Consider the following 19,571-nt stretch of genomic DNA (forward strand, 5'->3'; position numbering starts at 1 on the left):
AGGGCTTTTCAAGCCCAAAGCAATCCATAAAATGCAAGATTTACAAAATTGTCGCTATTTAGTCAATGTGGCTTAAATGGATTGCTTCGCAACTTCGTTGCTCGCAATGACAAAAGGTTATCATCACATGCAAACACAAAGCCATGTCAATGTCAAAGCATTTCATTTTACATTGCTGCGCTTCCTTTTGCCTATTTTCGCGCTTTTTCGCGCTTTTTGCGCCTGACTCTTAGCTTCTTGCGCTAGAATCTAGATAAGCCGCTCTTTGCGCCCCTTGTTACTTTTTGCTAGATTTTAGCCATTTAGGCAGCTGCTTCATCCCGCTATTTTCAAACATTTTCTCCACATTCACGCCCTCTTTGACTTGCCAAGAATCCAGATTTTGGTCAAACGCCGCCGCCCCATTAAACATCACAATCATTGTTTCCACCTTACCCACATCCCAAGCGCCAAGCGGCTGGTTGAAAGAGCTCGCATCGTTAAACATAGAGCCCATGCGCTCGACATTACTCACATCCAAGCTCTCTATCCCGCGAAAGTCCCTGCGGTTGATTTTATGAAAGAGGCCGCTCATATCCGTGATGTATTTGGTATCAATATCGCCAAGAGAAATGCTCTCATCATATATCAAAAATTCAAGCTCAACTCGCGAAAGTGGCGTGTATTTGCCATTTGCACCTTTTTTGGGCGTCAAGGATTCTAGCCATTTGGGTAGCGCACTCATGCCACTATGTTTAAACGCCCCTCTTATATCTGCGCCCTCTTTGACTTGCCAAGAATCTAGATTTTGGCTAAAAGATCTTGCAGCATAAAACATCTCGCTCATATCGCGCACGCTACTCACATCCCATGAGCTTAGCGGCTGGTTGAAAGATTCTGCAACAGCAAACATCCGCGACATATTTTCAACTCTGCTTACATCCCAAGATTCTAGGGGATGACTAAAGGACTCTGCCCTGAAAAACATCCCGCTCATATCACGCACATTGCTTACATCCCAGCGCTCTATCCCGCTAAAATCCTTGCGCTCGCTGCCCCAAAAAAGCATCCTCATATCTGTAATGTGGCTCGTGTCGATATCGCCTAGATAGATGCCTTCATCCCTTGCAAGATTTTGCAGCTCCTCTTTTGTCTTTGGCGTGTATTTGCGGGGTTTTGTCGTGTTTTTGTTTGTTCCTTTTGCTGTGGTTTTGGTTGTGTTTTTGTGCGTGTTTTTCATTTTTACTCCTTTTGATTTGTTTTGGTCGCTTTTGCGCGCGCTAGAATCTGCGCTGCCAGAATCTATTTTGCTAGAATCCGCGCTGCTAAAATCCGCGCCACCAGAATTCATTTCGCTAGATTCCATTTCGCTAGATTCTGCTTCCCAAGATTTGGCATCAGAATCCGCCTCGTAAGTCTCCGCCCTAAGCACTTCTCTATCGCGTCTTTTTGGCATTTGCGCTCCTCAAAATGGCCTATACTGCGTCATTTTTTGGTATCTTTGATACTCCGCTGTGCTTTTTGGGCGGTGATGCACGCGGCGAAACATCCAGCGCGAGCCGCCAAGCTCGGTGATGGCAAAGCATATTTTGTGCGCGTATCGCTCGCCTGCACCCTCGCTCCATAGCGCGCTTTCAAAGCCGCTTTTGATGATGTCTAGCGCGCTTGGGAGGATAGGCATCCCGTCTGCTAGCTCTTCAAACATCGCGCGCGCCTTGACGCTTAGGGGCTGGTCTTCTAGGCGCCGCTTTTGTGCGCTGCTAAGCAGGCAAAGATTTGGCAAGCTATCATGCCAAGCTGCGCTTTTTAGCGTGGTTTTTGGCACTGTTTGCGAGCTTCGTGGCTTTGGCATATACACTTCTGCTAGCCTTTTTTGCAGCATTTTGCCGATCTGCGCTAACACCTCGCGCGACTTAGCATTTGGCAGCCTGCGTTTTTCATCGGCGTAATATATGCGCCTATCGCGCATATACGCGATATCTTTAGCTTCCAAAAACCCATCGCCATATTTATAAAGAATATGCAAAAACCGCTTCATAGAATCAGACATCAAAAAGTCCTTTTTGTGAGCGTCAGATTTTTTCGCATCGGATTTTTTCGTATCCATTTTTTGAGCACTTGCTAATGACGCGGCGCGAGTCTGCAGCAGCGATATGGGCGGATTTATCCTAGTCGGCGCAAACGCGCCCCTCCTAAACGCGCCAAAATCAAACCGCTGCGCACCACCAGAATCCACAATATTTAGGATATTGCCAAGTAGCAGCACTCTATAGATTCTAGCATCATCTTTGCCATAGCAAAGCCCCATTATATAGGCGTTTATCTCATCATAGCTGGGGCTATTTTGCGCCATTTTATGCGATTTGGCGGGCGCGCAAATGCTTGCAAACAGCCTAGAATCTAGCCAGTATAAAAAGCCTCTTTTATCATCTTTTTTCTTTTGGTATTGCTTGAAAATCGGCGCAAAATGCGCGTGGCTAAGGTGCAAAAGATAGCCGATTTTGTGGTAAAGCTCGCTATTTGTCGGAAACTCGGAGAAGTTTGGCGACTCATACCATACACAAAGCGCATCAAACACTTCGCACATTTTGGCAAAAATCGCAAGCGCGGCAGGGGCGGCCGGTGGCTCTGTGGTGGTGCTTGGCGTGATTTGCGCGCTTAGCTTAGGTGCGACCTTTAGCGCAAGGCAGACAAGCGCATCCAAACGCGAAGAGAATCTTTTCTCATCAAGCCCGCAAAAATCCCAAAAATGCTGGTTTTTCAGCATCTGCTCCATAGCCCCAAACCGCGCGATCACATCACACAGCCCAAAATCCACATTTTCTATCTTATTTTCTATCTTATTTTGTGTCTCGTTTGTTGTCTTATTCCCCGCCTTATGATTTTGGCATGCTTCAAAATACGCCAGCAGCGCATTTTTTACCGCTCTAACATTTATTAGCGCGGCCCGCTTTTATCTGACTTCTTTTATTATTTGTAGTGCTAATCATTTTTTGCTCCTTGAATCTCAAGGCGCAAATTATATCAAGCAAAAAAGACATTTATTTATCTAGTTTTACTAGATTCTGGTATTTTAATTCCGGTATTTCAACGGCACAAAAACACAAGCCAAATGCACCAGAATCTAAAACGATTCAAACACAATCAAAAGGCTAAAAAGTATTGCCGCAATACGAAAAATAATGCCTCTACTTCTTCGGTTTTAGTGCGGAGGCGCGGGTTAATGGCGGGGTAAAAAAGAAAAGCTCTGCCGTATCGATATAAAAATCAAAATCAAGTGAGCAAGGCAGAATCCCTATGCGCCTATATTCGGGCACTTGCGGGTTATCAAACATACTTAGACATTCATTAGAGTCAAGCACCAGCGAGCGTATCTGCACCGCGCCAGAACTCGTAGGGATGATGCTAAAAACGGTCTCTAGCTTGCCACTTTTCAGATCCGCCAAACACGATTTTATCGCCAAAAACCCACTCTCATCAATCGCCAAACAATTATCGCGCTTGCCCGGCTCCACAAACTGCACATAGCCAAAATCCCATTTATCGCGCAGCTTGTCTTTTTTCAGCAGATCGCCTCGCAGTTGAAATTGTCGCAGCTGCCAATTTTGCGAGTTAAAATCCCTATTGCGCCTTATGTTTATGGGGATTCCGGTGCGTAGATTGCGGATTTGCATGGGATTTGTGATGTTTTCAAAATCATCAAATCGCGGCGGATTTTTCGCATTTGCCTGCCCTGCGATGGGGCTTGGCGAAGCATCCGCCTCTTTTATCAAATCCTTTGCCATATCGCCAAAAAGAAAGCCAACGCAAATAAATGCCAATAATAAAAGTTTTTTCATGCTCTTGCCTTTTGCTTTGTTTGTCGCGCAAATTTGCCCTAGATTCTGCCTTGAATTTGCCCTAGATTCTGCCTTGCGCCCTAGAATCTACTGCGCCAAATCATTGCACCCCAAAATCCACCGCACCCCAGAATCCACGATAAAATCACGGATCAAACCTCCTAAAATTCACTGGAAAATGATCCGAAGTCAGCTGCGTGCGAAAGTTTGCAAGCATCAGCAGTGCTAGCAGCCCGGTTTGTGGTCGAAGCTGGCTTGAGCTGCCCACCACGGCATAGTCAAGCGTCCCGCCACTGCGATGCGTGGCTGCATTTGGCGCGATGATCTCCACATGCAAGCGCGTCTCAAGCCTAAGCTCAAAGCGCAGATTCTCGGGCGAGCGGTTGAAATCACCCATAATCATCCAGCGCACATCAGGCTCATTGCGAAACCTATCAAACACGGCGTTGATGATAGCCACGGTGTCTGTCCCGCCATTTGCGAGCGCATGCACCGAGAAAAACACATCATTGCCTAGTCGGATTCCGATAATCGGGCGCGACACAGAGGTGGGCGGAGGAAGCACGATGACATCATCGGCGCGGCGACGCGAGACGATAGCGAGATTTACGCGATTTGCCCCAGCATCCACAGGCGAATAATACACAAACGCGCTTTCTGGGCGCGAGCGCGAGCCAAGCGACCATTCAAACTCTTGTATGGGTATGGTGCCAACGGTTGGAATCTGCCTGCCTGTGGGCGTGGCGGTGTGTGGCAGCGAGCCTGCTTCTTGTATCGCTAGCACATCCGCAGCATTTTCGCCACTGATGAGCTGGCGCACGCTGATGCTCCATTTGCTCTCCGTGCTAGCAGATGAGCCTTGTAGATTCCAAGAGGCGGTTTTGTAGTCTTGGGGCAATGCAAAAAGCGCGCTGCCAAAGCCCGCCAACGCAACGCATGCAAAAAATAAATATCTCATGCTTCCTCCTTATCGTCTATAAAGCGGCTTCACAAGGAATGGCGGCGGGATGATATACCACTGCTGATCGAGATTATCCCCGCCGGTGCAAGTCACTAGATAGATGCCACTCACCCTGTGAAAATCGCCAAACACATCGCTAATCGGCGCGTGCAGGCATCGCCCATTGCCGACATTTCGCAAGAGGAAGGCTTCGTTTGTCATGGGGATGAGCTCGAAGCGCTGGTTCATGTTTGTCTCATCGCATGCAGAGTGGATGACGCCCGTGCCATAGGCGTTGGCGCAGGTGAAAGTTTTGGCGTTTTCTAGCATGACTTGGTCGTCTTTGAAAAATCTAAAGCGCCACACCCGCGCATCGCCAAAGCCCACGCTATCAGCAAGCGTGTAGCCCCAGAGCCAGTTGCCCTGCGCTAGCGCCCAAACGGTGAGTATCGCGCCCGCAGGCGAGCTAAGGGAGAAATAATCGCCTGTAGGAGAACTAGGCGGCGAGCCTAGCGGAGGGGATTTGGATGGGTTGGGCGAATTGAGTGCATTGGAGGGGTTGGATAAATTGGGTGGGCTGGCTTTTAGCGCGCCCTGAAGTGATGTGCCCTTAAGCGATGCATTTGGAATCGCCTCGCTTTGATACGACTCATCATCTGGAATCTTTGCGCTATTGATACCAAAATCCTTGCCCTTCTCATGCGCGAAATGCACCTTGCCTACGATGAGTTTGGGATATGCCTGCTTGGCTGGGGGCGTGGGCTTGGAGCCGATTTTTAGCGGATCTTTATCATGTGCCTCTCCAAAAGCGCCGCCTAGTGGATTCTGCGCTATTTTCTCGCCACAGCCTAGCAGCAAGAAAATCATGCAAATCGCGGTGGCAAGCGACATGGGCGCCTTGATGATTTTGATGCTTTTGGTGATTGTTGGAATCTTGCGGGTTTTGGCAGGATTGTCACTGGAAGCGTTACAAAAAGTCCCAGCGGGTTTATAAAAAGGATAGCAAAAAGGCGTAGTGTGGCGCATGATGACCCCTTGGCGTGAAGCGAGTTTGTTTGCGCGCGAGATTGGCGTTTAGTGCGAGATTGGCATTTGTGTGACGCTGGATCTCGCATTTGTGTAATATCAGATTCTCGCGCTTGTGCGGCTCTATTTTCGCGCGCCTCGCTTCTATAGAAAAAAGATACTTGATACTACTTTATTAAAAGTCAATGCGCGCGCACTTGGCAAAAATATCCCGCACTTTTAAACACACCAGCAACTTTTGGTAACAAAAATGGAGTTTGATGGCACTTTGGAATTGATTTGGAGCTATCAGGATTCATTTTCTGCATTTTGCCAGAAATTTTTACACCAAAATATTGGCGTACTATTTGTGAAATCCAAGAAGGACTTTTAACTTTAACTAGTTTTTTGCTCCAAAATAATTGTAAATGTATATAGTCATTTACAATAGCCTTTCCTTTCTCAAATGTCACGCCCTCTGGCATTATGCTGTATGGTGCGAAAATCAGCGCATTTGTCACACTTTCATTGGCGATAGAGTTCGCGCTGCTTATGCCCTCGATGCCTATGTTTGTCTGCGTCATTTGGGCGTTTAGATAGCCCATAGTCTGCTCGACATACACGCTTTGCGCCACTGATAAAATCCCAGCGGTAGCGCTCGCCACCGCGCCTACGAGCGATAGCACTAGCGTGGTTACAGCCATAGCCATAGGCGCAGTGCTTGTGCCAAAAGAGAAAAATCGAGCTTATAACAGTAAGTGCAGTCATCACGATTATGCCTAAAATTGTCAAAATGTTTCTAGGCTCGAGCAGATCCTCCCAAACACCATGACTATCACTTTCTTTTGTGGCATATTCTTGCGCTTGGCGCTCGAGCCTGTATTCATCGAGATTTAGCGCGTATTTTTTGTTTAGCTCACGCCAATTTTTGAGCTTACCATTTTTTTGCGCGGCGTGGTGTGCTTTATAATCATCCCCCCAAAACCCATCGCGCGCGATAAACTTAAATTTGATTCCGCAAAGCCTGCCAATCGCGGTTAGAATCGCACCAGCTTCTTGGAGATAAATTCTTGGAGTAATATTTTAAAATTGCATTGTTTATTTTCGATAGCTATTCTTATTTTTAATAAATTCCTAAGCTTTATTTTTCTATAATTTCGCCAGCAAACAACTAAAGGAGCAAAAATGAGTTTTGAGAGTGTTATTTCTCATATGAATGGTCACCACCAAAAAGAGCTGGAAGGCTTGGTGGCGAAATTTGGCGGCGTGAAAGGCGCGCAGGGTGTGAAGCTTGAATCTGTGGATTTTGAAGGGCTTGACATCGCTTATGATGGTGGCAAAGTGCGCGTGGAGTTCCCGCAAAAAGCCACGCCAGAGACGATAAAAAACATCATCATCGAGCTTTGCATGAGCGTGGAGAAAACGCATGATTTGGATTCTGTCGAGCAAGAAGTGGTGGAGTTTGCCAAAAGCTTTGGCTCGGCTGTGCTTGCGAGCCTCAATCCCAAAGGCGAGGTGCTAGCGACTTATTCTGCGGTGATTCATCACAAGAGCAAGTTTTATATCTATGTGAGCGAAGTAGCGGAGCACTATGAAAGCATCAAGGCAAATCCGAAGAATATAGAGCTTATGTTTTTGGAAGATGAGAGCAAGGCGAAGTCTGTGATTTTGCGTAAGCGCTTGCGCTATCGCGTGGAGGCGCGCTTTGTGGAGCGAGAATCTAGCGAGTTTAACGAAGTCTTTGATGCTTTCATCGCGCAAACTGGCGGTGCTGGTGGCATCAAAACTATACGCAATATGACAGATTTTCATCTCATCGAGCTTATCGCGCATGATGGGCGCTTTGTGAAGGGATTTGGTCAGGCGTATGCGCTGCATAATGGCAAGGCTACTTATCTAGGAGGTGGCGGGAATCCGCATAGCAAAAATCCTCATAAATAGCTAGAATCTAGGCAACTAAAGGCGAATTGGGTTGGTCGAGTGGTGGGTCTCCTTTAGTTGTTGTGATCTGTTTAGGTATATCCTACTTGCATTATCTTCCTTATAACCCCCTTTTTTTCTCTCTCCTTAAGGGGGTTAAGGTTTTTCTTTTTTCTTGCTTTTTAGATTCTTTGTTTTTGTGTTTTTTTTGATTCCTTGCTTTTTGTTCTTTCTACTTTTTGATTTTGTGCTTTTAGATTCTATGTTTTTGGATTCTATATTTTAGATTTTTGCGCTTTTAAATTCTCTATTTTTGGTGATTTTTGCGTGGTGATGCGTGGATTGCGCAAGATTTTGGCACTTGCAGAATCTAGATTCTGCGTTTTGGCTTGGGATTTGGTGGCGCGATTGGTGTTGGCTAGATTCTGGTTTGGATTTTGGGCTTGCAAAAATCTTGCGCGTTTTTGTTTTTTTGGTGTCTTGATATTTTAGCATTTTGATTATGGCGCGATTGGCTTTTTGGTTATGGCGTTTGTGTTAGGGTTATGGTTTTGGTGGCGCGCATGGTTTGTCCGGTGCGGCGATTTAGCGCTTGTATGTATAAAAACGCATCGCTGCCCTGTATCTCAAATCCGCCCACAAAGCCATCATCAAGCGCGAATTCTGCCTGTAAGAATCCCTGCTTTTGCGCGCAGATTCTAGCTATCCGCTCGAGGCTTTGGAGGTAGAGGTTTGATTGGAAATTTATGTGCGCGTTGGTCGCTCTGTCTATCGCGATGCCGCTGCTATTTCTTAGGCTTGAAAGGATAAAAGTGACAAAAAGCAGAATCATCGCCGCATAGATAAGCGCGTATGCGCTGGTGAGTTTAGCGCGCGCGCTTTTGCCTGCGCGTTTTGAGCGTTTTGCGTATTTGGCGCGTTTAGTCATTTTAGCCAGCCCACGCGATTTATGCAGGAGGTTTGCGAGCCTGTGGCATTGTGCGCGCAGATATTTATGCTGAATGCCTTGCCACTAAGGCTATGCACTTCAAAGCTAGAGATATTTCGCGCTAGCAACGCGCCATCCAAAAAAAGCGTGCTATCGCGCAAAAGCACGCTATGCGCGCCCGCACTCAAAGCAGAATCTAAAAAATGAAAGCCAGATTCTGCTTGCAAGTGGTTTTTGATGATGTCTGCGGCATTGCTAATATCCATAAGCAAGAGGGTTTGGGTGCTTTTGGCGAGGGCTTGTTTTTGCAAAGTTAGCGTGGTTTTGGCAAGCGCTATGGCAATCAGTGATAAAATCACGATGCCAAAGACAAACTCCATAAGGACAAAGGCACTATTTGTCGCAGTTTTGCGGGATGAATAGCTTGTATTTGCTCTGCGCTTGTGTGGTCTCAAAAAGTTCCCTCTCGCAAAACTCTCCATTGGTCCCGATGATCTTATGCGGCGTGGGCGACACGCTAGATTCTAGCTCTTTGAGTGCCTGCTCTTGGGATAGGTCTAGCTCGGATATGGATAGTGCTGGAATCTGCTGGCGCGTGTTGTAAAAATGCGCGAACACACCAAACACCACGCCGATGATAAGAAGCGCAAAAACAATCTCTAGCATGATAAAGCCGCCGCGCGTAGCTGGTGTGGCAGGCACGATGGGCGCGGCTAGTCTGCTAGGTGTGGTTAGCCTAATACGCGCGCGTGGCATAGCAAACGCGTTTAGTGTGGCCGGCGCATTTGTCGCTTTTGGCGCGCATGGCTGGCTTGGCGAGATTTGCATTTTTGGCGCGCTTGGTGTTTTTGGCATGCTTTGCATATTTTATATTTCAGCTTGCTAGCGCAAAATATGATGAAAATGCGCATCCATGCTATAAAACTCTTTTTCTAGAATGGATTTTTTGCCTTCATAGGTGATTTGGAGTGATATTATCCAGCGCCCTTCATTTTCTATCTCAAATGCTGGCGTGCTGAAGGTTACCTGCTCCACATTTGCGCTACTTACATCATTTACGCCTTTTGCATCATTTGTTCCTCTTGTATCATTTACGCCTTTTGCGTTATTTGCACCCCTTTTATCTGCCGCTTTGCCACTAGTTTTTTGGCTAGGATTTGGGATTTGCGTCTGCATAAGATCGCCGATAAGCATCCACCCGCTTTTATCTAGCGGTTTGCTTGAAGTATAAGCACTATCGCTTGGATTGTATATAAATATCTCTTGCACGGGCGCGCCGCCGATTTTTTGGATATAGGCGGTGATGCTTAGCTTGCTTGGGTCGCCATCGATTGGGATGATGAGTATATCTATGGTGTTGCGCGCCTTGGTGACAAGCGTCTCAAAGATGCCGTTTGGTTTGCTATCGCGATGTGGCGGGCGCAGGTATGGAGAGTATGGCTTATACACTTCATCTTGCGTGACGGGTGTGTTTGTCGAGTTTGCCTGCATATAGAAGTTGAAATGCTCTTGCAGCTCTTTGGTGTTTGCCAAAAAGTCGTTTATGCTCTCATCGCTTTCATCATGCTTTAGGAAAAATGGCTTGTTGTCTGGGGCTGGGTGCTTGAGCGAGATTCTGATAGAAATCGTGATAAGCACCACGCCAAGTAGTATGACGCTCAAAATCCCATAGGGCCAGAGGTTTATGCTTTTTTTGTCTTGTTTTGTGTCTTTTTTATTTGACATATTGTCCCCCTTTTTGGTTGTTTTTGCTATTTTGATCGCTTTCTGCCAGCAAAATTTGCCAGCAAAAATAGCCCCACTATCGTGACAAGCATTATTATTATGATGATATCGGTAAATGTTTTGACATTTCGCTCATCGGTGGAAAAGTTGTTTATTAGCTTGACATCATAATGATCGGCTATGGTATCGGCTATTTCAGAGTAGCCATTGAGTATTACAGCGGATATTCTTGGTGGTGTGAGGTCGCGGTCTTTTTCAGGCAAAAGTGCTGCCATAAAATCAAAATATATAGAATCTAGTTTTTTCTGATCTAGGAAGCTATGCAGATCTTGGCTGCTTATGAGATCCATTTTGTGCTCTTGCAAAAATAAAAATATGACTACATAAGGGGTTTGCAATGACTGCGCTCGCTCTTGCTGATAGGCTTGGCGCGCTTGCTTGGTAGGATAAGCAGAGGGGATAGAAATATCATCGATGATGTCTAGATAGATTCTAACCCCAGTTTTTTGAAATACTTCTTCAGATAGCGTTTGGACAAACTGCTGCGATTTTGGCACGATAGTGTGATGCTTGTTGCCAAAGATATAGCCACTCTCGCTAGCCCAGCACCAAGTAGTGCTCGCCACCAGTGCGAGAAATGCTAGCAGAATCTGTCTCAAAATCCTCAAGCCATCTCCCTATACAAGATGCAAAAATCCATCAGGAATAAAGGCGATAGCAATAGAAACAACCAGCAAAACGACTATTAAAGTGCCCAATAATTTTTCTGCGCTATTAAACATGCTCGCTCCTTTACTTTGCGTCTTTGTAGAATTGTTTATTATCCGCACTTTTTGATTGGATATCTTGGTAGTTGTCGATTTTGTAATAGTTTTGCGCGTTGGCACTTTGCACGCTAGCCGCGCAAATGCCAAAACCTATCGCCAATCCAACCACAAGCAATACCGCCACCAAATATCCTAATAGCCCATTGATTCCAAACAAACCATTCATGTTCTCTCCTTAGTCTTGAATTTTTAGAGAATGGATATAAGCAGACAATGCTTGCACTTGGGTTTCATTGAAGTTTGCATAATTAAACGAAGGCATATGCCCGATGAAGCCCTTTTTGCCATTTTTTAGCACATGATCTACAAACTTATAATCCCCATAAGTAGTCAAGTCAGAAGCAAAGCCCTCCAAACCATTGGCATTACCTTTGCCATCAGATCCATGGCATGTAGCACAGATATTTTCATACACCACTTTGCCTGCCTCTACATCTGCTTGAGAATATTTAGTCGCCTTGCTTGGAGAAAATGTCTTCATCACATAGGCTGCGACTTGGCGTTTTTCTTCATCAGTGCCTACAAGTCCCGGAGACATTTCGCCTGCCATATAGTTAAGCCCCTTGCTACCCATATTTATGGTATTGATGATACCTTCTTCTTTGCCCCATGCTCTTAGATTCTGCGCTTTGCCATTGATGCCTTCTGCATTGATGCCATGGCATTGTGAGCATTGCACTAGGAAGATCCCTTCACCCATCGCGATTTTATCTTCTTGGCTTAGCGAACCCCATTGTTGCTCAAACTTCTCATTATAGGCTTTTACCTCATCGTTGTATTGTCCTATTTGCGAGAAGCTTTGCAATGGATACCCAAAAAAGATATACCACAATCCCCAAATAATCACCACGACAAAAATGCCAATCCAACCGATTGGAATGTCGTTTTTAAATTCTTTGATGCCATCCCAGTCATGCTCTGTAAGCTCACCATCGGCTTTGGCATCTTTCATTTTTTTGAAGTAGAATCCCACCACATAGATGGTTATCACCAAAATTGCTGCCGCGCCCAATAAAGTAATCACATTGACGCTATCACTCAACCAACCCATATTTTACTCCTTTTGTTTGTTTCTAGGCTCTACAAGCTCATCATTGAGGTCATCATTAACCGCCAAACTACCATATTTCTCGTAATCCTTAGCGCCGGTTCTTTGCTTTTTCCACATAGAAAAGGCATAGGAATACAAGAAAACTATCAAGAGCAGCGTAACTACAAAATATACGCCAATCCTTAGGTATTCGATATGTTCTGCTGTCATGTCAAACCTTACTTAGTCCTTCTGCTTTGTCCTAGGCTGTTTAGATACGCGATTAGCGCTACTATCTCTTTCACTTCGCCTTTTTCAAACGCATCTTTGATATCTTTGGACTTCATATCATCAACCACCGCTCTAGCCTCATTGAGGTAGATTTCTTTTGCTTCATTGATGTCTTTGCCGATAGATACGCCATTTTCTGTGTTGTATGGGACGCCAAATACTTTCATTTGTGTATAGGCTTCTGCATACGCGGTATCAAAATCTACATTTTTGCTATAAAGATGCTTATAAGCAGGCATGATAGAAGCAGGCACTACGCTTTTTGGATCTAGCATGTGGTTTTCATGCCAGTCTGTAGAGCGGCTATCACCGATTCTATGAAGGTCTGGACCTGTTCTTTTAGAGCCCCACAAAAATGGTCTGTCATACGCATATTCACCGCTGAAGCTAGAGATACCATAGCGATCTACTTCTGCTTGGAATGGTCGTATAAGCTGTGAGTGGCAGTTGTAGCAGCCCTCATGTATATATACTTGTCGCCCTGCAGTCTCTAGCAAAGAATAAGGCTTAAGCCCCTCGATTGGTCGAGAGGACTTAGAGAAGTCTGGCAGAATCTCGACTAGCCCAGCTATCGAGAATACCACCAAAAACGCCACCGTGAAAAAGAATGGATTTTTTTCTAGCCAACTAAACATTTCTCACTCCTTATGCAGCCATAGGTGAGGCAGATTTTGGCTCACTCTCTAGCTGTTTTGATGCAGTGATAGTCATCACAACATTGTAGATAAACATGATGAAGCCTATTAGATACATAGTCCCACCGATCGCTCTGATGAGATAGTATGGGAATAGCACGCTTACTGTATCGATAAATTGATATGCAAGGTTGCCGTATTGGTCAGTATCTCTCCACATCATACCTTGTGTGATACCAGCGATCCACATACTAGAGAAATAAAGCACGATGCCAATAGTCATGATCCAGAATTGGATATCCATGATATTGCGTGAGTAGATCTCTCTTTTATGCATTCTAGGTAGCATATGATAGCAAGCTGCGATTAGCGTGAATCCTACCCAGCCCAAAACGCCATCATGCACATGCCCTACGATCCAGTCAGTGAAGTGCGCTAGCGCATTTACAGATTTGATAGATTGGATTGGTCCTTCCAAAGTAGAAAGCATATAGAATGTCGCTCCTAGCATTAGGAATTTAATCAATGGCGACTCTTTCAACTGATGCCATTGTCCGCGCATGGTAAGAAGCATATTCACCGCTGTCCCCCAAGATGGAAGGATAAGAATCACAGAAAATACAGAGCCAAGTGTCTGCACCCAGTCAGGCACAGTAGAGTAGATGACATGGTGTCCGCCCGCCCAAATATAGATAAACATCAAGCTCCAGAAAGAAAATAGCGTAAGCTTATAAGAGAAGATGCTTTGTCCGGATTCTTTAGGCAAGAAGTAGTAAATCACACCAATAACGCCAGATGTGAAAACAAATGCCACCGCATTATGCCCCCACCACCATTGTATAAGCGCATCATTGCTACCTGCATAAAGCGATATAGAATGCCACAAACTACCTGTGCCAGCCACTAGATAAGTAGGAATCGCAAGGTTGTTGAATATAAATAGCACTGCAATCGCTGTAAATGTCGCGATAAAATACCATAGAGAGATATATATCACATTTTCGCGGCGCACACCCATAGAGCCAAATAGGCTTACTCCCCAAAGCACCCATACGACTACGACTAGCAAGTCAAGCGGCCAGATTAGCTCGGCGTATTCTTTGGATTGTGTAAGCCCTGCAAACAGCGTAACAACCGCCAAAAGCATAAGCACAATATAAATCCAAAAATGCGCCAAACCAATAAACTTCAAAAACGCGTGCTGATGGTAAGTGATCTTAAGCACACGCTGCCCGAGATAATACCACGCTGCCCAGATTCCACTTAGCGTGAAACCATATATAATCCCATTGGTGTGCAAAGGACGCAATCTCCCAAAAATCCCATACTCACCTGCTATATAGTTTAGATCTGGAAACGCCAACTGAAACGCAAGCACTACACCAATTAGCATGCCTATAAAGCCAAATGCCAATGTTGAGTACAAAAACAATTTTGCTATAGAATAGTCGTATTCTAAGACGGCATTGTTCTGCATTTTCTCTCCTTTTTGTAGAATATTAGCGCCTATTCTAACTCATTTTTTCCTTTGGTAGCCTTAAATTTTTGCTTTTATTTGCAAATTATTAACTTTTGATTGTTTTTTGTGGTGTGTTTGCGCGGAGGATGCGCTTTCGCGCGTGTTTAGAAAATACTAGAATCTAGATGCCAAAATCTAGATTCTAGAATCTAAAGCGTGCGGTTTTGGTGTGCTTGCTTTATGTTTGTCATAGGGCCAGAATCTAAAATTACTAGAGTTTTGGCATATTACTTTTGTGTGATATTTTTGGACTCTGATATTGCTACTTTTTGTATATCTTTGCGAATCGTCCAAATCGCTATTGCAATTTTGCCTTGTCAGTTACTTTTGCAATGTTGTGGTGGTTTTTAGCTTGGTTTAATGTTTTTCTAGTATAATTTTTGTTTTGGTTATCCAAAATCTTGCTTTTTTGTATTTTGCGGAAGTGGCGAAACTGGCAGACGCACTAGACTTAGGATCTAGCGCCGCAAGGCATGGAGGTTCAAGTCCTCTCTTCCGCACCACTTTTTCTTCACCCAACCCAGAATCCAAAACAAAATACCAGCTAATCCTACAAAACTAGAATCTAAAATAACCGCCACAAATCTCGCAAACCGCTTCAATCAAACCAAAAAGCCTAGAATCCGCCAGCTAAAATCCACCACCAGAATCTACCAAAGCCTTTGAATGATTTTTATACTCGTCACAACGATAGCAAAGGCATAAATCCACAAAAGCGCGTTTCTATGCACCTTCGCGCTGGCTTTCATGATGAGATAGATTCCAAACGCCACGCCGATGATAGAAGCAAGCCCTATCATAAACCCAGCGCCCACGAGATGCGGGCTAATCACTTGCGTGTGATAAAGCGAGAGCGTGCCAGACACCGAGGAAAAGATGACAAAAAACAGCGAGAGCGGCACCACTTTTTTGGAATCATAGCCCAGATAATACCCAAGAATCGGCGCTATCAAAAGCCCCCCGCCAATCCCAAGCGATATGGCAAAAACGCCTGTGAGCGCACCTGCTATCACTAGCACCGCGCGCTTTTTGCGCTCATCTTGTATGGGCGGGGTGGCGCTTATTTGGGGTTTGACCTTAAAAGCAAAGCGATAAAATGAAATGATAGTAAGCAGCAAAAACGCAAGGCTTATCAGCACATCGCTAAGCACGCTAAGCAAAATCCCGCTAAAGCTAGCGCCGATAAGCCCGCCAATCCCGATAAATATGCCATCTCGCAGATCAAGCAAGCCTTTTTTGTAGTTTAGCAGCGAGCCAAATGCGCTGGCAAACACCATTTGCACGATAGAAATCCCGATGGCATGCTGTATGGGAAACCCAAGCAGCAGCATAAAAGGCACGATGATGACGCCCCCACCGATGCCAAAAAACCCCGCCGCCACGCCAGAGACAAGCCCAATGCAAACAAAGCCAATCATCTGCCAATAGCTAAAATCCGCAAAAGTTATCAAGCCAGCGAGCGCGCCCACAGAATCTAAAATGCTTGTGGAATCTAAAATATCTGTCATGTTTTGCCTCTTAATTTATCTTATGCGTCTTGCGTTGTTTGCGGGCTTTGGCTTTGTTTGTCGCTTTTATGCGCGATTGTTTGCCTGCACTTTTAGAGTCAAAAGCCAAAAAAGCCAAAAATGTAAAATGCTAGATTCTAGTATCTTTATGCTTAATCACGCCTTGTATGTGTTGCGGCCTTGCGCGTTGTAGGCTTGTATATTGCGGCTTTGTGCGTTGTATGCTGTGTTTGCGCGGCATTTGGATTCTGGGTGGCTAATGCAAGAAAACTTTTGTAAAAATTTGTGTGGATTTGTGGATTCTGGTTGTTTGGGATTTGGCTTGCAGTGTGGCTTGAAATCATAGATGTAGAGAATCTAAAAGCAGATAGGAAATAGCGAAAGTCATAGGGTGAGCCCGAAACCGGGACTCTCAAGGGATTGTAACCCTGCGAGGGACCCTATACTCCTCTTATTTTAACCACTTCATAAACCGGCCGACATTATAGCATCTATAGCTTAAAATTTTATTAATTGCTTTGCCAATTTATGCAAGGCTTAGAAAATCGTTTTAAATGCATGGATTCTAGCGCTTTGGAATTTCGCAATATTTCAAAAAATACAAAAAGATAAAAGCAGAATCTAAAAAGTGGCGGAGCGGACGGGGCTCGAACCCGCGACCCCATGCGTGACAGGCATGTATTCTAACCGGCTGAACTACCGCTCCAAAATGAAAGTAAAGGAAAATCTAAAGTGGTGGTCGCTGTAGGACTCGAACCTACGGCATCCACCTTGTAAGGGTGGCGCTCTACCAACTGAGCTAAGCGACCAACTTTAGCAAGATAAGGAAAGTGGTGACCCCTAGGGGATTCGAACCCCTGTAGCCACCGTGAAAGGGTGGTATCCTAACCGTTAGATGAAGGGGCCATCACTAGACCTAAAAGTGGTGACCCGCGTTGGATTCGAACCAACGGCCCATTCCTTAAAAGGGAATTGCTCTACCAGCTGAGCTAGCGGGTCAAAATAATGTTGCCAAACAAGCGCGCTACAAGTTATAAAACGACAAAGGCAAAACTCACGCTTGAAAATCTGAAGTAAAAAAGTGAAATTGTATTTTTTTTATCGCTTTTTGTCAAGGGTAAAGCGTATGTTTTGCATTATTTATGTTTTGCGCGCGGTTTTTACGCGCTTGGCGCGTTGTTTGAGTAGCACGCAGCGCGCCTTTTGTGGCGGCTGTTTTGCCAAATGCGCCAATGTGCCCCGCGCGTTTAGATGTTTTTCAGTAGCAAATCGATAGCCTTTTGGCATGCTTGATATTGTATATCCTCGCGCGCGCTAAAGCTTAGCGCATGGCAAGGTGTGAGGCGCGGCACACACGCTCCAGAATCTAAACGCATGGTGGCTTGCGTATCGCTCGATTTAGATTCCGCGCCAGCATTTATAGCACTATTTGCGCTACCCGCGCCAGCACTATTTACGCCACCACCCGCGCCACCCACTTTTGGCACAAAATTATACCGCTCGATTATCGGCTCTTTATTGGCGATTTGCATACCGATAAACACCGTGCCTACCGGCTTTTGCGCGCTTCCGCCACCAGGACCAGCCACGCCGCTTGTCGCCAGCGCCACACCCGCGCCAAAGCGCTCTATCGTCCCGCTAAGCATTTGCGCTACCACCACTTCGCTCACCGCGCCAAAGTCCTCCAAGCTAGCAGAATCCACACCCAAAATCCGCTCCTTTATCTCATTGGCATAGCTTACCACCCCGCCCAAAAACACCTCCGAAGCCCCAGCATTGCGCGTGAAATGATACGCCAAAAGCCCGCCCGTGCAGCTTTCAGCCGTCGCTAGGCATAGCCCCTCCTCTTTTAGCCGCCTTATAGCGATAGATTCTATATCCTCGCCTATGACGATGTGGTGCTGAAAAATCCCTTGCGCCCATTTGGCAAACTCATCCGCCCGCTCGCCTTTGATGATAGCACTCGCATTTTCCACCTCCCAAGTAAGCGCAAGCTTTCGCAGCGTCTCATCGCACAGCACGCGCGCAGAATCCAAATCCATATTGAGAAAAAAAACTTTTATGTGTTTGCTGACATTTTGCCTCATAAATGTGTCCTTTTCGTGATGCAAACTAAGATTTATGCCTATTTTTGCAAAGCTTAAAGTATATTTTAACTAAAGTTTCTATAATAGAAAGTTATTTTATCCAAGGAGTCGATAATGGGGAAAGAAAAAGAGTCTGCCAAAGAGGCTAAATCAAAAGAGGCAAAAGAAATGAAGGCAAAAGAGTCCAAAAAGGCAATCACCGCGCGCCCAGAAGCGGACAAAGCGCACGCAAAAGACATTTACAAAAAAAATGGTCGCTTGAAAGATGAGTTTTACCTAAAAGAGCTTGAAAAGCTGCAAGTCGAGCTTCTTAAGCTCCAAAACTGGGTAAAAAAAGAGAGCAAAAAAATCGTCATCATCCTAGAAGGGCGCGATGCAGCGGGCAAAGGTGGCACGATAAAAGCACTCACCGAGCATCTAAACCAAAGGGGATTCCGCATTGTAGCACTGCCAAAGCCTACAGAGATAGAGCGCACGCAGTGGTATTTCACGCGCTATATCAGCACTTTGCCAAGCGGTGGGGAAATCGTCTTTTTTGATCGCAGCTGGTATAACCGCGCGGGCGTGGAGCGCGTGATGGGATTCTGCACGCAAGAGGAGTATAAGCAGTTTATCTATCAAGTCTCAAACCTCGAGCAGATGTTGATTTCTAGCGGGACGATGATTTTCAAATATTTTCTAGATGTCGGCAGAGAAGAGCAAAAGCGCCGCATCAAGCGCCGCAAAACAGACCCGCTTCGCATGTGGAAGCTAAGCCCAATAGATTCCAAATCGCTTGATTTGTGGGATGAGTATTCTGCGGTGTTTGAGAAAATGTTTTCGCGCACGCACACGCCTTATGCGCCTTGGATTATCGTAAATTCCAATGACAAAAAGGCAGCGAGGCTAAACATCGCGCGTGATTTGCTAAGCAAAATCGACTATGAGGGCAAAGACCCTTCATCTGTGTGCCTGCTAGCCGACCCTGCTATACTGCATCCTTACTCGCAATCGCCACAGGGGTAGATGCGCAGATTTTAGCCAATAAACAACCTAAATTTTGAGTGAATTAAATAAAATCTGCATTGCAAAATTGCGCGATGCAGATTCTGATTTTTGCATTATTTAATGATTAATATCATTGTTTAGCTAATTTGTTGGCTAAGCACAACAATGGACGCAAATGCTTTTTGAGCAGTCTATTCGGTTTCACTTCGGTTTATTCTTGTTTTGGGGATGTAAAATATTTTTGAATCCCATATATTATAACTTCATAGAATCCTTAGCGTGATAGCAAACGCGGTTTTTTTGTCTATATCTCAATGTTCTATCGCAAATTTATGCCAGCTTTGTTTTAAG

At 45.3% G+C, this 19,571-nt stretch carries 21 protein-coding genes and 5 tRNA genes; 3 read left to right on the forward strand and 23 right to left on the reverse strand.

The window, feature by feature from the left end; genetic code table 11:
* Nucleotides 1-277: 277 nt before the first annotated feature.
* The 6 genes from BKN38_RS02340 to BKN38_RS02365 all read right to left on the reverse strand — a co-directional run bounded on the left by BKN38_RS02340 (nucleotide 278) and on the right by BKN38_RS02365 (nucleotide 6,473).
* A complete protein-coding gene (locus BKN38_RS02340; RefSeq protein WP_082942517.1) occupies nucleotides 278-1,435 on the reverse strand; it encodes a BspA family leucine-rich repeat surface protein in 1,158 nt (385 codons plus the stop codon).
* A 9-nt stretch (nucleotides 1,436-1,444) separates the two neighbouring features.
* Nucleotides 1,445-2,797: a hypothetical protein gene (locus BKN38_RS02345; RefSeq protein ID WP_066455296.1), complete on the reverse strand. Its 1,353-nt coding sequence runs from the start codon at nucleotides 2,795-2,797 to the stop codon at nucleotides 1,445-1,447.
* A gap of 370 nt (nucleotides 2,798-3,167) precedes the next feature.
* Complete coding sequence (locus tag BKN38_RS02350; protein ID WP_233712875.1) at nucleotides 3,168-3,818, reverse strand: toxin; 651 nt, start codon at nucleotides 3,816-3,818, stop codon at nucleotides 3,168-3,170.
* 145 nt (nucleotides 3,819-3,963) lie between these two features.
* A complete protein-coding gene (locus BKN38_RS02355; protein ID WP_066455293.1) occupies nucleotides 3,964-4,776 on the reverse strand; it encodes a cytolethal distending toxin subunit B family protein in 813 nt (270 codons plus the stop codon).
* 9 nt (nucleotides 4,777-4,785) lie between these two features.
* Entirely contained in the window at nucleotides 4,786-5,784 is a 999-nt protein-coding gene (locus tag BKN38_RS02360; RefSeq protein ID WP_233712876.1) for a toxin, read from the reverse strand.
* A gap of 182 nt (nucleotides 5,785-5,966) precedes the next feature.
* Nucleotides 5,967-6,473, reverse strand: a complete 507-nt coding sequence (locus BKN38_RS02365; protein WP_066455291.1) for a hypothetical protein — start codon at nucleotides 6,471-6,473, stop codon at nucleotides 5,967-5,969.
* A gap of 475 nt (nucleotides 6,474-6,948) precedes the next feature.
* Between BKN38_RS02365 and BKN38_RS02370 the strand changes: the two genes are divergently transcribed.
* Nucleotides 6,949-7,704 (forward strand): HugZ family heme oxygenase, encoded by a 756-nt coding sequence (locus tag BKN38_RS02370; protein ID WP_066455289.1) that lies wholly within the window; start codon nucleotides 6,949-6,951, stop codon nucleotides 7,702-7,704.
* A 254-nt stretch (nucleotides 7,705-7,958) separates the two neighbouring features.
* Here the strand turns inward: BKN38_RS02370 and BKN38_RS10940 are convergent, their stop codons facing one another.
* The 11 genes from BKN38_RS10940 to ccoN form a co-directional block, all read right to left on the reverse strand.
* Nucleotides 7,959-8,132, reverse strand: a complete 174-nt coding sequence (locus BKN38_RS10940) for a hypothetical protein (RefSeq protein ID WP_156528183.1) — start codon at nucleotides 8,130-8,132, stop codon at nucleotides 7,959-7,961.
* 74 nt (nucleotides 8,133-8,206) lie between these two features.
* Nucleotides 8,207-8,611 (reverse strand): hypothetical protein, encoded by a 405-nt coding sequence (locus tag BKN38_RS02380; protein ID WP_066455285.1) that lies wholly within the window; start codon nucleotides 8,609-8,611, stop codon nucleotides 8,207-8,209.
* On the reverse strand, nucleotides 8,608-9,066 hold the full coding sequence (locus BKN38_RS02385; protein ID WP_143000182.1) for a hypothetical protein: 459 nt from the start codon (nucleotides 9,064-9,066) through the stop codon (nucleotides 8,608-8,610). The genes BKN38_RS02380 and BKN38_RS02385 overlap by 4 nt, the downstream gene beginning before the upstream one ends.
* Nucleotides 9,005-9,439, reverse strand: coding sequence for a hypothetical protein (locus BKN38_RS02390; RefSeq protein ID WP_158655934.1), 435 nt, complete (start codon nucleotides 9,437-9,439; stop codon nucleotides 9,005-9,007). Before BKN38_RS02390 ends, BKN38_RS02385 begins: the two co-directional genes overlap by 62 nt.
* Before the next feature lie 54 nt (nucleotides 9,440-9,493).
* Nucleotides 9,494-10,336, reverse strand: coding sequence for a hypothetical protein (locus tag BKN38_RS02395; protein WP_066455276.1), 843 nt, complete (start codon nucleotides 10,334-10,336; stop codon nucleotides 9,494-9,496).
* 26 nt (nucleotides 10,337-10,362) lie between these two features.
* Nucleotides 10,363-11,004: a hypothetical protein gene (locus BKN38_RS02400; RefSeq protein ID WP_066455273.1), complete on the reverse strand. Its 642-nt coding sequence runs from the start codon at nucleotides 11,002-11,004 to the stop codon at nucleotides 10,363-10,365.
* Between the two features lie 124 nt (nucleotides 11,005-11,128).
* Complete coding sequence (locus BKN38_RS02405) at nucleotides 11,129-11,329, reverse strand: DUF4006 family protein (protein ID WP_066455271.1); 201 nt, start codon at nucleotides 11,327-11,329, stop codon at nucleotides 11,129-11,131.
* A 9-nt stretch (nucleotides 11,330-11,338) separates the two neighbouring features.
* The gene (gene ccoP, locus BKN38_RS02410; protein ID WP_066455269.1) at nucleotides 11,339-12,214 is read right to left on the reverse strand and encodes a cytochrome-c oxidase, cbb3-type subunit III; all 876 of its coding nucleotides are present in this window, start codon (nucleotides 12,212-12,214) and stop codon (nucleotides 11,339-11,341) included.
* Between the two features lie 3 nt (nucleotides 12,215-12,217).
* A complete protein-coding gene (locus tag BKN38_RS02415) occupies nucleotides 12,218-12,424 on the reverse strand; it encodes a cytochrome c oxidase, cbb3-type, CcoQ subunit (protein ID WP_066455267.1) in 207 nt (68 codons plus the stop codon).
* 8 nt (nucleotides 12,425-12,432) lie between these two features.
* Nucleotides 12,433-13,119: a cytochrome-c oxidase, cbb3-type subunit II gene (ccoO, locus tag BKN38_RS02420; protein ID WP_066455265.1), complete on the reverse strand. Its 687-nt coding sequence runs from the start codon at nucleotides 13,117-13,119 to the stop codon at nucleotides 12,433-12,435.
* Between the two features lie 10 nt (nucleotides 13,120-13,129).
* Nucleotides 13,130-14,596, reverse strand: a complete 1,467-nt coding sequence (ccoN, locus tag BKN38_RS02425; protein ID WP_066455263.1) for a cytochrome-c oxidase, cbb3-type subunit I — start codon at nucleotides 14,594-14,596, stop codon at nucleotides 13,130-13,132.
* Between the two features lie 460 nt (nucleotides 14,597-15,056).
* Here ccoN and BKN38_RS02430 point away from each other — a divergent pair.
* Nucleotides 15,057-15,141: transfer RNA gene (locus BKN38_RS02430), tRNA-Leu, on the forward strand.
* A 147-nt stretch (nucleotides 15,142-15,288) separates the two neighbouring features.
* On the opposite strand, the gene BKN38_RS02435 is transcribed toward BKN38_RS02430, so the two are convergent.
* From BKN38_RS02435 to BKN38_RS02465, 6 genes are all read right to left on the reverse strand, one after another.
* Nucleotides 15,289-16,056: a sulfite exporter TauE/SafE family protein gene (locus BKN38_RS02435; protein WP_066455361.1), complete on the reverse strand. Its 768-nt coding sequence runs from the start codon at nucleotides 16,054-16,056 to the stop codon at nucleotides 15,289-15,291.
* Nucleotides 16,057-16,775: 719 nt separating this feature from the next.
* Nucleotides 16,776-16,852: transfer RNA gene (locus BKN38_RS02445), tRNA-Asp, on the reverse strand.
* A 27-nt stretch (nucleotides 16,853-16,879) separates the two neighbouring features.
* Nucleotides 16,880-16,955: transfer RNA gene (locus tag BKN38_RS02450), tRNA-Val, on the reverse strand.
* 22 nt (nucleotides 16,956-16,977) lie between these two features.
* A tRNA-Glu gene (locus tag BKN38_RS02455) sits at nucleotides 16,978-17,052 on the reverse strand.
* A gap of 17 nt (nucleotides 17,053-17,069) precedes the next feature.
* Nucleotides 17,070-17,145 (reverse strand) — tRNA-Lys (locus BKN38_RS02460).
* Between the two features lie 248 nt (nucleotides 17,146-17,393).
* Nucleotides 17,394-18,233: a CinA family protein gene (locus tag BKN38_RS02465; RefSeq protein ID WP_066455261.1), complete on the reverse strand. Its 840-nt coding sequence runs from the start codon at nucleotides 18,231-18,233 to the stop codon at nucleotides 17,394-17,396.
* 168 nt (nucleotides 18,234-18,401) lie between these two features.
* Between BKN38_RS02465 and ppk2 the strand changes: the two genes are divergently transcribed.
* Nucleotides 18,402-19,238 (forward strand): polyphosphate kinase 2, encoded by an 837-nt coding sequence (gene ppk2, locus BKN38_RS02470; protein WP_066455359.1) that lies wholly within the window; start codon nucleotides 18,402-18,404, stop codon nucleotides 19,236-19,238.
* Nucleotides 19,239-19,571: the final 333 nt, after the last annotated feature.

The sequence above is a fragment of the Helicobacter sp. CLO-3 genome, from assembly GCF_001854545.1.
Lineage (GTDB): Bacteria > Campylobacterota > Campylobacteria > Campylobacterales > Helicobacteraceae > Helicobacter_B.